The 12740-nt window shown below is 62.4% G+C and carries 10 protein-coding genes and 1 pseudogene; 2 read left to right on the top strand and 9 right to left on the bottom strand.

The genetic code is table 11. The annotated features are described in order from the left end of the window. From V5B39_RS19395 to V5B39_RS19435, 9 genes and pseudogenes are all read right to left on the bottom strand, one after another. A partial coding sequence (locus V5B39_RS19395) for a response regulator (protein WP_332344502.1) occupies positions 1 to 466 on the bottom strand: 466 nt, incomplete at its 3' end. Continuing rightward, the gene (gene kdpD / locus V5B39_RS19400; protein WP_287708865.1) at positions 463 to 3186 is read right to left on the bottom strand and encodes a two-component system sensor histidine kinase KdpD; all 2724 of its coding nucleotides are present in this window, start codon (positions 3184 to 3186) and stop codon (positions 463 to 465) included. The genes kdpD and V5B39_RS19395, both read right to left, overlap by 4 nt. A gap of 84 nt (positions 3187 to 3270) precedes the next feature. Then, positions 3271 to 3852, bottom strand: coding sequence for a potassium-transporting ATPase subunit KdpC (gene kdpC / locus V5B39_RS19405; protein ID WP_138677571.1), 582 nt, complete (start codon positions 3850 to 3852; stop codon positions 3271 to 3273). Between the two features lie 14 nt (positions 3853 to 3866). Then, positions 3867 to 5933, bottom strand: a complete 2067-nt coding sequence (gene kdpB / locus V5B39_RS19410) for a potassium-transporting ATPase subunit KdpB (protein ID WP_287708866.1) — start codon at positions 5931 to 5933, stop codon at positions 3867 to 3869. A gap of 17 nt (positions 5934 to 5950) precedes the next feature. Beyond that, positions 5951 to 7739, bottom strand: a pseudogene (gene kdpA / locus V5B39_RS19415) (potassium-transporting ATPase subunit KdpA). Next, the gene (gene kdpF, locus V5B39_RS19420; RefSeq protein ID WP_332344503.1) at positions 7736 to 7828 is read right to left on the bottom strand and encodes a K(+)-transporting ATPase subunit F; all 93 of its coding nucleotides are present in this window, start codon (positions 7826 to 7828) and stop codon (positions 7736 to 7738) included. The pseudogene kdpA and the gene kdpF overlap by 4 nt, the downstream one beginning before the upstream one ends. A 442-nt stretch (positions 7829 to 8270) precedes the next feature. After that, positions 8271 to 10019, bottom strand: a complete 1749-nt coding sequence (locus V5B39_RS19425; RefSeq protein ID WP_332344504.1) for a SulP family inorganic anion transporter — start codon at positions 10017 to 10019, stop codon at positions 8271 to 8273. Beyond that, positions 10016 to 10198, bottom strand: coding sequence for a hypothetical protein (locus tag V5B39_RS19430; protein ID WP_138677567.1), 183 nt, complete (start codon positions 10196 to 10198; stop codon positions 10016 to 10018). The genes V5B39_RS19425 and V5B39_RS19430 overlap by 4 nt, the downstream gene beginning before the upstream one ends. Positions 10199 to 10219: 21 nt before the next feature. Continuing rightward, positions 10220 to 11671: an NAD-dependent succinate-semialdehyde dehydrogenase gene (locus tag V5B39_RS19435; RefSeq protein ID WP_138677566.1), complete on the bottom strand. Its 1452-nt coding sequence runs from the start codon at positions 11669 to 11671 to the stop codon at positions 10220 to 10222. Between the two features lie 48 nt (positions 11672 to 11719). Between V5B39_RS19435 and V5B39_RS19440 the strand changes: the two genes are divergently transcribed. After that, entirely contained in the window at positions 11720 to 12217 is a 498-nt protein-coding gene (locus V5B39_RS19440) for a C40 family peptidase (RefSeq protein WP_046534924.1), read from the top strand. Positions 12218 to 12427: 210 nt separating this feature from the next. Next, on the top strand, positions 12428 to 12740 hold a 313-nt coding region (locus tag V5B39_RS19445), incomplete at its 3' end, for a cation:proton antiporter domain-containing protein (RefSeq protein WP_332344505.1).

The raw sequence follows: 12740 nt of genomic DNA on the forward strand, positions 1-12740 counted from the left end.
GGTGCAGCGGCGCACCTGCACGCTCGACCACACGGCGGCTGAAATCGATCCGGACCTTGCCGAACTCGATGACGCTCTTGCTGGAACCGGGAGCGTGTCGGCGTCGTAGTTGCGCGCGAACGCGCGCCAGCAATTCGGCTGTGCCGAAGGGCTTGATGAGGTAATCATCGGCCCCTGCGTCGAGTGCTTCGACCTTGTCGGCTTCCGCAGTACGTGCGGAAAGAACGATGACCGGAATGTCCGACCAGGTTCGCAAATCTCGGATGAGCTCCAGACCATCACCATCCGGCAGACCCAGGTCAAGTACCATCATGTCCGGCTTGCGTGTACCGGTTTCGATGAGGCCGCGCTGGACGGAGTCCGCCTCGAATACCTGACAGCCCGCTGACTCCAGCGACATTCTGACGAAGCGGCGAATCTTCGCTTCATCCTCGACCACAATGACCACTGGGATTGGTTCGGTCATCGCTGAACTTCACCGGCCATTGCGCCATCCTCGTCAATTTCCACGAGCGGGGGATGCCCGCGCGGCAACGAGAATACCAGGCGCGCGCCTCCATCGCGACGGTTTTCGGCATGGATGTTGCCACCATGCACCTCGATGATGGCGCGGCAGATGGCCAGTCCAAGGCCGACGCCCGGTATGGCGCTTTCCTTTTTTCCGCGCTCGAATTTCTTGAAGATCTCTTCTTCTCTTCCTGTCGGTAGACCAGGGCCATTGTCTGCCACCCAGATGTCAATGTTGCCACTCTCGCCGGGCGCCGCGCCGATTTCGATGACGCAGCCGGGCGACGTGTATTTCGCTGCATTGTCGAGCAGGTTCGCCAACACCCGTTCGATCAGCACGGCATCCAGCTCCAGCATCGGCAGGTCATCGGGCAGGTGCACGGACACGCGATGCTGCGCGAGAACAGCGCCAGCCGCCTTGAGCGCACTGCCAACGACTTCTTCCAATGGCTGCCATTGCCGGTTGAGCCTGACCGCGCCGGCTTGCAGACGCGCCATGTCGAGCAGGTTGTTGACCTGGGAATGCATGCGCAGCACCTCTTCGCGCATCGACGCGGCAATATCGGCCTGTTCCGGCGTGGGCGGCGGCTGCGTCAGGAACATGGCATCAGCGAGTCCGACCAGGGCCGAAAGCGGCGTACGCAGGTCGTGGGAGATCGCCGACAGCAGCGAGTTGCGCAAGCGCTCCGATTCCATCTGCACCGTGGTCGTCTGTGCCACGGTCACGTAATGCAGACGCTCAAGCGCGATGGCCAGCAGCCGGGCAAAGGTATCGAGCAGGCGCCGTTGCTCGGGCGCCATGAGACGGCCCGGATGGCGCGGTGCCAGGGCCAGCACCCCGCGCGTGCGCATCGGCGCCTTGAGCGGCAGATACAGCAGCGGGCTTCCGGCCAGGGTGTCGGTGCCGCAACCGGCCTCGGCTCCATGGTCGAAGACCCATTGGCAGATGCCCGGGTCGACGGTCAATACGCCGCCGGAAACAGCGATGGGATCGTGTAGGCGATTATCGTCATCGGCCAGCACGATGGCGGCACGTGCGCCAAAACCCGTCGCCGCGAAACGCTCGCAGATTTCCGCGATCTGCTCCGGCATCAGCGCTCCGGAAAGGTCACGTGACATCTCGTAGAGCGCCCGTACGCGCTGCTCGCGGTGGCCGGCGACGCGCGCCTGGAACTTGAGGCCCGCTGTCAGCTTGGCGGTGACGAGGCCGACGGCGAGCATGACCGAAAAGACCATCAAATACTGTACGTCGCTCACCGCGAATGAAAAGCGCGGAGGTACGAAGAAGAAATCGAAAGCAGCGACGTTCAGAAATGATGCGGCGACCGCGGGGCCGAGACCGTAGCGCACGGCCGCCAGCACGACGGCCAGCAGGAACAGCATGGCGATATTGGCGAGGTCAAACAGCGTATGCAGCGGCATGGCGATCAGCGTCGCCAGCGCGCAGAAGAGCGCGCTCATGGCGAACGATTGCCACGGCGCCTTCAGGCGGTCGAGCAGCGACTCGTCAGTCGATTCTTCCCTGCGCTGGTCGGAGTGACCTTCTTCACGCGCCACCTGGATGACGTCGAGATCGGGCGCACGCCGGCCGATACGTTCGGCGAACGATCGATACCAGGGCTGCCAGATACGCGCATGGTCACGTCCAACGATGATCTTGGCCAGATTATGGTCTCGTGCATAGTCGATGATCGTATCGACCGCACCGCGACCCGAAAGGCTGGCGGTGTCGGCCCCCGCATCCTGCGCGAGTTTCAGGTTCTTGAGGATGCGCTCGCGCTGATTCCCGGAAAGATGCCGAAGTTCGGGCGTCTCGACGTAGATGACATGCCAGGGAACGTCCAGTTTCGTCGCGATACGAGCCGCACTGCGAATGATGCGGTCGTTGTGGTCGCCCGGGCCGATGCAGGCAAGCAGCGACTCGCGAGTCTGCCAAACCGGCGCAACCGAATTGTCGCGCCGGTACCTGGTCATCTGGCTGTCGACACGGTCGGCGGTGCGACGCAGAGCGAGTTCGCGCAGGGCGATCAGGTTGCCTTTACGGAAGAAGTTCCGGATCGCCCGTTCAGCCTGGAGCGGCAGATAGACCTTGCCCTCCTTGAGCCGCTGCAACAGTTCGTCGGGCGGTAGGTCAACGAGGACGACTTCGTCGGCGGCGTCGAAGACGTGGTCCGGCACGGTCTCCCAGACGCGGATGCCAGCGATGCTGCCGACCACGTCGCTGAGTGTTTCGAGGTGCTGGACGTTGATAGTGGAATAGACATCGATCCCTGCGCAGAGCAGTTCCTCCACGTCCTGCCAGCGCTTGGGGTGACGCGAGCCGGCGACGTTCGAATGCGCCAGTTCGTCAACCAGGATCAACGCCGGCTTGCGCGCCATGGCAGCATCGATATCGAACTCCTTCAACATCGTTCCGTGATGAGGGACTTCCTTGCGCGGGATACTTTCGAGGCCAGCGACCAGCGCTTCCGTTTCCTTTCTGCCATGGGTTTCGACCACGCCGATGACGACGTCCGTACCCTGCTGGGCCTGTTGTTGCGCCGCCCACAGCATCCCGTAGGTCTTGCCGACACCGGCCGAGGCGCCAAAGAAGATCTTGAGCTTGCCGCGAGCAGCCCGGGTTTCCTCTTCCTTGATGCGGGAGAGAAGTTCGTCCGGATCGGGGCGTTGGTCGGTCATCGGTCTTAATGTGAGGGCCGTGTCAGCGACGCACGAATTTCCCCTCCCCACTGGCGTGGGAGGGGTCATGGGAGAAGGAAACGGTCATGGCCGTTGGTGTTCCGCATCGAGTGCGAGGTTGAGTTTGAGCACGTTGACGCGTGGCTCTCCGAAAACACCCCATTGCCGGTCTTCGGTATGCGCCTCGATGATGGCCGTTAGGCGCTCCATGGACAGATCGCGTGCCCTGGCCACACGTCTGGCCTGGTAGCGGGCGGCGGCAGGACTGATGTGGGGATCGAGGCCGCTGGCCGAGGCGGTGACCAGGTCGACCGGAATCGCTTGTGGATTGTCCGGGTCGGCTACCTTGAGGGCGGAGATGTGGGTCGTGACTGCTTCGACCAGCGCCGGATTGAGCGGGCCCTGGTTCGAGCCACCCGATGCAGTGCCATTGTAAGGCTGCGGGGCGCTTGCCGATGGCCGGCCCCAGAAGTATTCCGGCGAGGAGAAGTTCTGGCCGATCAAACGTGAACCGACCGGGGTACCGTTCCTGAAGAGCACGCTGCCACTGGCGGCGTCGGGAAACAGTGCTTGGGCGATGCCAGTCAGCACCATCGGGTAGGCAATGCCGGTCAGCGCGGACAGCAGTACGAACAGGCTGGCGGCGGGACGCAAGAGATCGTTCATGGTGTTCTCCTTCCTCATGCCAGTCCGGTGCCCGCGATGATCAGGTCGATCAGCTTGATCCCGACGAACGGAGTGACGAGGCCACCCAGACCATAGACGAGCAGGTTGCGGCGAAGCAGCACCCTGGCACCGAGCGGCCGATACCTGACGCCCTTCAGCGCCAGCGGGATCAGGAACATGATGATCAGCGCATTGAAGACCACCGCCGAGAGAATGGCCGAGGCCGGGCTCGCGAGGTGCATGATGTTCAGTGCCGCGAGCTGCGGATAGGTGGTGATGAAGGCCGCCGGAATGATCGCGAAATACTTGGCAACGTCGTTGGCGATGCTGAAGGTGGTGAGCGAACCACGCGTCATCAGCATTTGCTTGCCCGTCTCGACGATTTCGATCAGCTTGGTCGGGTTGGAATCGAGATCGACCATGTTGCCAGCCTCCTTGGCCGCCTGCGTGCCGGTATTCATGGCCACCGCCACATCGGCCTGGGCCAGCGCCGGCGCATCGTTGGTGCCATCGCCGGTCATGGCCACCAGCCGGCCCTCCGACTGATGCTGACGGATCAGCGCCAGTTTGTTCTCCGGGGTGGCTTCGGCGAGAAAATCGTCGACTCCGGCCTCGGCGGCGATCGCGGCCGCCGTGAGGCGGTTGTCGCCGGTGATCATCACCGTCTTGATGCCCATGCGGCGCAGTTCGGCGAAACGCTCCTTGATGCAGCCCTTGACGACATCCTTGAGCTCGACAACCCCGAGCACTCTTGCACCGTCGGCCACCACCAGCGGGGTGCTGCCCCGCCGGGCCACCTCGTCGACGAGGGTCGTCACCAACGCTGGAAAGCTGCCGCCCAGCGATTCGACGTGGCTGGAGATGGCTCCGGCCGCGCCCTTGCGAATCTGCCGGTCGCCGAGATCGACGCCGCTCATGCGGGTATGGGCTGAGAAATGGACGAAGCTGGCATTGAGCGCGTGGATGTCGCGTTCACGCAGATTGAACTTCTGCTTGGCGAGCACGACGATGCTGCGGCCTTCTGGGGTTTCGTCCGCCAGGGAGGCCAGCTGGGCGGCATCGGCCAGTTCGGCTTCGCTGACTCGTTCGGCCATCAGGAAGGCGGACGCCTGACGATTCCCCAGGGTGATGGTGCCCGTCTTGTCGAGCAACAGCACATCGACGTCGCCAGCCGCTTCGACGGCCCGGCCGGAAGTGGCGATTACATTGGCCTGCATCATGCGGCTCATGCCGGCGACACCGATGGCCGAGAGCAGACCGGCGATGGTGGTCGGAATCAGACAGACCAGCAGGGCGATCAGGACGGTGATGCTGATCGGCGTACCCGCTTGCGAAACATCGACGCTGAACATCGAGTAGGGCAGCAAGGTCACCGTGACGACGAGAAACACGATCGTCAGCGCCACCAGCAGGATGGTCAGGGCAATCTCGTTCGGGGTCTTCTGACGCTTCGCGTTTTCGACCATGGCGATCATGCGGTCGACGAAGGTCTCGCCGGGGTTCGCCGTCACACGCACCACGATCCAGTCCGACAGCACGCGCGTGCCGCCGGTGACGGCCGAGAAGTCGCCGCCGGATTCGCGGATCACTGGCGCGGACTCGCCTGTGATGGCCGACTCGTCCACCGAGGCAACGCCCTCGATGACCTCGCCGTCGGCCGGGATGATTTCACCGGCATGAACCAGGACGAAGTCACCCTTGTGCAGATCGGTGGCCGAAACGGTGGTCCACTCTGCGGTGGCGTGCGAACCCTTGAGCTTCTTCGCCCAGGTCTCCTTCTTGAGACCGCGCAGGCTGGCCGCCTGCGCCTTGCTGCGGCCTTCGGCCAGCGCCTCGGCGAAGTTGGCGAACAGTACCGTGAACCATAGCCACAGGGCGATGGCGAGGATGAATCCGGCCGGAGCATCAGCAGCACCTCCCAGGGCCTGAACCCACAGCGCAGTGGTCAGAAGGCTGCCGACATAGACGACGAACATCACCGGATTTCGCCACTGCACGGCAGGATTGAGCTTGCAGAAGGAATCGACGATCGCCGGCTTCACCAAGACCGGATCGAACATGGCGAGGCTCTTGTGGGACATGAGGTTTCTCCTTGCGCTCAGTAGACGGCAAACAGCGTCAGATGCTCGATCACCGGCCCCAGCGCCAAAGCGGGGACGTAGTTGAGGGCGCCGACCAGCACCACGGTGCCAATCAGCAACACGACGAATAGCGGGCCATGGGTGGGCATGGTGCCGGCCGATGCGGCAATGCGCTTTTTTGCGGCCAGCGTACCGGCCAGCGCCAGCACCGGCACGATGACGCCAAAGCGGCCAAACCACATGGCGATGGCCGTCATGACGTTATAGAACGGCGTGTTGGCGGAAAGCCCGGCGAAAGCGCTACCGTTGTTGTTGGCTGCCGAGGTGAAGGCGTAAAGGATCTCCGAGAAGCCGTGCGCTCCCGGATTGGCGATGCCGGCCAGGCCGTCCGCCGTCATCACGGTGGTGGCGGTGCCGACCAATGCCAGGAAGGGAGTGATGAGAATGGCGATGGACACCATCTTCATCTCGTAGGCCTCGATCTTCTTGCCCAGGTATTCCGGCGTACGGCCGATCATCAGGCCAGCAATAAACACCGCCATGACGGCAAACAGCAGCATGCCGTAGAGACCGGAACCGACCCCGCCGAACACCACTTCGCCGAGCATCATGTTCCACAGAGGCACGAAGCCACCCATGGGCGTGAAGGAATCATGCATGGCATTGACCGCACCGCAGGAGGCCAGTGTCGTGATGGTGGCGAACAGCCCGGAGTCGAAGGTGCCGAAGCGTGTTTCCTTGCCTTCCATATTGCCGGCGCCGATATCGACGCCGAGCCTGCCGAGCAGCGGATTGCCCGCTTGCTCGTAGTGCATGGCGATGACGGCCATGACCACGAACATCAGCGTCATCGCCGCGAGTACTGCCCAGCCCTGGCGCGTGTCGCCGACGATGCGGCCGAAGGTCAGGCAGAGGGCGCCAGGAATCAGGAAAATCGACAGCATCTGCACGAAGTTGGACAGCGGCGTCGGATTCTCGTACGGATGCGCCGAGTTGGCGTTGAAGAAACCGCCGCCATTGGTGCCGAGCATCTTGATCGCTTCTTGCGAGGCGACCGGGCCCATGGGCAGGGTCTGCGTCTGCGTCTCGGCAAGGTTCAGTCAGTGCATTGCCTTGGTCGTCTTTCAGCGCTTGACCGTCGGGACCGCTCCTGGAGTTTTCATACTTCGTGACTTCGAGAGTCGTGGTGTCCTGATAAGGATCAAAGTTCTGGATCACGCCCTGACTGACCAGAAAGATGGCGAAGACGAAGGCAAGCGGCAGCAATACGTAGAGCGTGATGCGCGTCAGATCCACCCAGGGGTTGCCAAGGGTCTTGGTGGCGTGGCGCGCGAAGCCGCGGATCAAGGCAATGGCGACGACGATGCCGGTAGCGGCCGAGAAAAAATTCTGCACCGTGAGACCCAGCATCTGGGTAAGGTAGCTCATGGTGGACTCGCCGGCATAGCCCTGCCAATTGGTATTGGTGGCGAAACTGATGGCCGTGTTGAAGGACGAATCCGGACTGACGCTGGCCATTGCCTGCGGATTGAGGGGCAGCCAGATCTGTAAGCGTTGCAGGCCATAGACGCTCAGGGCGCCAAGGACATTGAAGAGCAGTAGGGCGAGGGCGTACTTGAGCCAACCCATTTCTTCTTCCTTGTCGACGCCGCACAAACGGTAGAGCACGGACTCGATGCCGCCGCCAAACCGCAACGCCAGGCTGCGACCTTCCATCACATCGGCGATGTAACTGCCAAGGGGCTTCACCACGGCCATGAGAATGGCCACATAAAGCCCCAGGAGAAGCCAGGCATGGTCGCTCATGAGAAGTCCTCCGGATGGAGGAGCGCCGCGATCAGGTAAATCAGCAGCACGACCGCGACGACGGCGCTGACGATCTGGGCAATGCTCATATCGTTCCCCCAAGCCGCGCGCAACCGACGCCGAATACTGCCGTCAGGATGAAGAACAGAAAAATTCCTGCAAGATAAACGAGATCCATGTTTGCCTCCATGTGGATGTCTTTGACATCAGGAATGATAGGCAGGCAGAGCTCAAGATTCTGCAAAATGGAGGGGGCTGACCATTAAATTTCGGTAAAAAACGGGGGACGTTTTTCGCTACTGCGCGGGTTTGGCTCTTCTGCGTGGCACAGGCACGCTCCAAAGGCGCTGGATTCCCATCCGCGCGCATGCCTTACCGTGTCATGATCAGCAAGCGTTGGCGGCAGCAGCGGTGGCGCGCCCATCTCTGCGGATGGCTGCGCGACCCAGGCAGGCGCTGGCGAAAGTATCTTCGCAGCCCTGCTGAAGAAAGCCTACCTGAGCGTGAGGAAAGCCGTGCGTGTGCTCACCGTCAACGGCGTTGACCTGCCGTCTGATCCATGTTGCCAGTTCGCGGCTCCCTGGGGCCATACATCTGTTCGAAAGCCTCGGCCGCTTTTTTGACCGACCCGAAGAAATCCCCGCGACCGATTTCCTCGGAAAGTCCAACCTTGGCAAGTTCTTCGAGGAATGGCCGCGGCGCATCGGCAATCTTGATATCAACCCCGTCCTCGGCCAGTTCCCGGTGCAATTCGGCAAAGCGTTGAGCAGCGGTGACGTCCATGTCGTGAATCGCCTGTGCGTCGATCACCAGCCACTTGACCGGATGATCGGCCTCGTCGACCAGTGTCCGGATGCGTGTCATCACATGCCGAGCATTGGCAAAGATCAACGGTGCGTAAAGCCTATAGACCAGCAGGCCAGGGACGCTTTCTGCCTCTTCGTCACCCATGCAGTGGTGGAACTTGCCGTCGCTGACCAGGCGGCGAAGAACGGCATCGTCGGGACGTGAGACTTCTACGAGCACCGAAATCAGCGATAGCAGCAAACCGAGAATGATCCCCGGGACCACCCCCGCGATCAGGATTGCCAGGGTCACACCCATGGCAATGCCGAACTCGACCCGATCAATCTTGTACAGGCCTGTGAGCGGCGCCACTTCCAGCATCCCGAAAGCGGTCACGATCAGAATCGCGCCAAGCGCCACCTTCGGCAACAAGGCAATCAAGCCGGTCAGAAAGAACAGGAACAGCAGCAAGCCCACCGCGACCAGCAACTGTGCCACCTGCGACTTGCCACCAGCCGAATCGACGATCGAGGTCCGGGACTGGCTGGCGGATACTGGAAAACCTTGCCACAAGCCGGCCAGGATGTTTGCCGAACCAAGTGCCACCAGTTCGCGATTCGGGCGAACTTCATAGCCATTTTTTTCGGCGAAGGTCTGTGCCAGGAGAATCCCGTCCGAAAAGGCCAGAAAGGCAATCGCGACCGCGGCCGGGGCAAGCGCCGAGATATCCGACCAATGAAACGTTGGGATCGTCAGGCTGGGAATACCCGAAGGCACGCTGCCGACCAGCGCCACCCCGTAGCTGCCGAGGTCGAAGGCGAAGGAGACGGCGATCGCTACCGCGCAGACTGCCAGTGCGCCGGGGACGCGAGGAAACCAGCGCGCAAGTCCGATCAGCAAGCCAACCAGCAAGACGCCGAACACAAAGGTCGGCAGATGCGTCTGCGCCAATTGCGCAATGATCGTAAAGACCAACTCGAAGAATTCCTCACCCTCGGTCTTGATACGGAACATCTTGCCAAGTTGGGTGGCGATCAGGACCAGCGAGGCACCGTTGAGGTAACCTATCAACACCGGACGCGACAACAGGTCGGCAATGACGCCCAGCTTGAGGCGTGCGGCGAGCAGCAATACCCCCCCTGAAAGTATGCCGAGGACGGCTGCGAGGGAGACGATACGCGCCGGATCGCCTGCCGCCAGCGGCAGGATCGCCGAACCGGCCAGCAATCCGATGGCGGCATCCGGTCCGGCGATGACGTGACGTGAACTGGAAAACAGGGCATAGCCGATGGCCGCCGCGAGTGCCGCGTACAGTCCCGTAATCGGGGGCAGGTGGACCAGTTCGGCATAGGCGATGACCGACGGAATCGACACGATACAGGCCGAAAGCCCGGCGATCGCATCCTTGCTGAGCCAGGCTAGTCGATACTCTTTCAGGGTCGAGAGCAGTGGCAGACCAGACAGCAGGTACTTGAGAAAATGCGCAGGATTCATCGGCGTAGCTCCAGGCAGAATGGCGAAGTATGGGAAACCCAACGGCTCCCCGCATCGTTCGGGGGGAAGTCCCGAACCCCATCAACAATGAACACAGCCCGCTGCCTGAACAGCACCCGCCACCCAAAGATCGTGGCAAGGATCAGGCTGCTCAGCAACGGGATGATGACGAGTTTCATTTTCTCGCCTGGTTCACGGCTTCAGACCGTGCTGAAGCAGAGATATTTGATCTCGAGGTATTCGTCGAGCCCATGCTTTGATCCCTCGCGGCCGACGCCGGACTGTTTGACACCGCCGAAAGGGGCCACCTCATTCGAGATCAGACCGGTGTTGATGCCGATCATGCCGTATTCGAGCGCTTCGCCCACGCGCAGGCAGCGCGCCACGTCGCGGGTATAGAAATAGGCGGCGAGACCAAACTCGGTATCGTTGGCCATATTGATCGCCTGTGCCTCGCTCGAGAACCTGAACACAGGCGCCACTGGACCAAAGGTCTCTTCGCGTGCGATACGCATTGCCGGCGTTACGTCGGCCAGCACCGTTGGTGTGAAAAAATGGCCACCGAGCGCGTGCCGGCTACCACCGGTGAGCACGCGCGCGCCGCCGGCGACGGCATCGGCGATATGTTCCTCGACCTTGGCCAGCGCTGCGGCATCGATCAGCGGTCCCTGCAGAGTGCTTTCTTCACAGCCCGGTCCGACTTTGAGCGACTGCACGCGCCTGCTCAGCTCTTCAACGAAGCGATCGTAGATCCCGTCCTGGACCAGCAGCCGGTTGGCGCAGACGCAGGTCTGACCAGTGTTGCGATATTTGGCGACGATCGCTCCTGCGACCGCAGCGGTGACATCGGCGTCGTCGAAAACGATGAACGGCGCATTGCCGCCAAGTTCAAGCGAGAGTTTCTTGATCGTTGGCGCGCATTGTGCCATCAACAGTCGACCAACCTCGGTCGAACCGGTGAACGAGAGCTTGCGGACCACCGGGCTGGCCGTCAGCGTGCCGCCGATCGCCGCCGGGTCGCCGGTCAGTACATTGAACACCCCTGCCGGCAGCGCCGCGTCATGCGCCAGACGCGCCAGCGCCAGGGCCGTCAGCGGCGTCTGCTCGGCGGGTTTGACCACCACCGTGCAACCGGCGGCAAGCGCCGGCGCGACCTTGCGGGTGATCATCGCCAGCGGAAAGTTCCAGGGTGTGATCGCCGCACAGACCCCGACCGGCTGGCGAATGGTCAGCAAGCGCCGATCATTGGCTGGACTCGGGATCGATTCGCCGTAGGCGCGCTTGCCTTCCTCGGCAAACCATTCGACGAAGGCGGCGCCGTAAGCGACCTCGCCGCGCGCCTCGGCAATCGGTTTGCCGCACTCGGCGGTCATCAGCTGCGCAAGATCCTCGGCATTAGCGACGATCAGTTCATACCAGTGGCGCAGGACGGTCGCCCGCTGCTTCGCAGTCTTCGCCTGCCAGGCCGGCAGCGCCGCGGCCGCGGCGGCGATCGCGCGCGCAGTCTCGGTGGCCGTCATCCAGGGTACTTCACCCAGCGTTTCGCCACTTGCCGGGTCCCGGACGGTAAAAGTGCGGCCGTCGTCGGCGGCTTCCCAGCGACCATCGACATAGCAGTTCGAGCGCAGCAGGCGCGGATCGGTCAGGTGCATGTCTTTCCCCGGTAATAATCTTGAGGGCTGTAGTTTATACTGTGCAGCATGCGTGTCCACCTGCTCATCGCCGGCTTCTTCTCTCTGCTGATGGCAGCCTGTGCCAGCAAGCCGCCGGCGCCACAGGCGCCGGCGCATCAACCTGCCGAGCGCCCCCCTGCGAGCAGCCCCAAAGGCAACGACGTGGTGCTCTTTGCGCTCAGTCTGCTTGACACCGGCTACCGTTTCGGCGGCAAGAACCCGGAAGCGGGTCTGGACTGCAGCGGTATGGTGTCGTACATCTACGGACGCGCGGCGGGGCTTCGGGTCAGTGGCAGCGCCGCCGACATCGCCCGCCGGGGTCGTCCGGTCGAGCGTGCGGGCCTGCGCCCCGGCGACTTGGTCTTCTTCAACACCCGTAACGCCGCTTTCTCGCATGTCGGAGTGTACATCGGTGACGACCGTTTCATCCACGCGCCGTCGAGCAACGGTCGAGTGCGCATCGACCAGCTCGGCGCACGCTACTTCGCGCAGCGCTTCGAGACTGCGCGCAGCTACTTCGACTAACGGTGATGACTTTTCCAGGCATTCCAGATCATGAACGTCATGACCGTTTCCCTCTCCCCCGACCCCTCCCGGCCCGCGCTGCATCGCGGGCCGGCTACGGCGGCGCGGAGCAGTGCTCCACGAAACCCCGCCTTCGCCCCCCGCAAGTGGGGAGGGGGGGTCGTGAGTCGCTGACGCGACTTTGACATTAAGGAAGCGCTCACCACTCGCATGGACCCCAAATCTTTCGTTGACTCTGCCGTATTGTTGCTGGTCGTCGCGGCAGTTGCCGTCGCGGTGTTTCGGCATTTCGGTCTCGGCTCGATCCTCGGCTTGCTGGTTACCGGCGTCATCGTTGGACCGCATACGCCAGGGCCTTTCATCACCACCGAGGTCGAAGGTGTGCGGCATTTCACCGAACTCGGCGTCGTGCTGCTGATGTTCCTGATCGGCCTGGAGATGAAGCCTCGCCGCTTGTGGGAGCTGCGGCGCACGCTGTTCGGGCTCGGTTCGCTGCAGATCATCGTCTCGGCGCTGGCCATCG

It is taken from the genome of Accumulibacter sp. (assembly GCF_036625275.1).
Lineage (GTDB): Bacteria > Pseudomonadota > Gammaproteobacteria > Burkholderiales > Rhodocyclaceae > Accumulibacter.

Bases quoted from the DNA above. Each gene is read 5' to 3' on its own strand.
- kdpC (WP_138677571.1), bottom strand. From the start codon at position 3,852: ATGAACGATCTCTTGCGTCCCGCCGCCAGCCTGTTCGTACTGCTGTCC.
- V5B39_RS19425 (WP_332344504.1), bottom strand. From the start codon at position 10,019: ATGAATCCTGCGCATTTTCTCAAGTACCTGCTGTCTGGTCTGCCACTG.
- kdpF (WP_332344503.1), bottom strand. From the start codon at position 7,828: ATGAGCATTGCCCAGATCGTCAGCGCCGTCGTCGCGGTCGTGCTGCTG.
- V5B39_RS19435 (WP_138677566.1), bottom strand. From the start codon at position 11,671: ATGCACCTGACCGATCCGCGCCTGCTGCGCTCGAACTGCTATGTCGAT.
- kdpB (WP_287708866.1), bottom strand. From the start codon at position 5,933: ATGTCCCACAAGAGCCTCGCCATGTTCGATCCGGTCTTGGTGAAGCCG.
- kdpD (WP_287708865.1), bottom strand. From the start codon at position 3,186: ATGACCGACCAACGCCCCGATCCGGACGAACTTCTCTCCCGCATCAAG.
- V5B39_RS19440 (WP_046534924.1), top strand. From the start codon at position 11,720: ATGCGTGTCCACCTGCTCATCGCCGGCTTCTTCTCTCTGCTGATGGCA.
- V5B39_RS19430 (WP_138677567.1), bottom strand. From the start codon at position 10,198: ATGAAACTCGTCATCATCCCGTTGCTGAGCAGCCTGATCCTTGCCACG.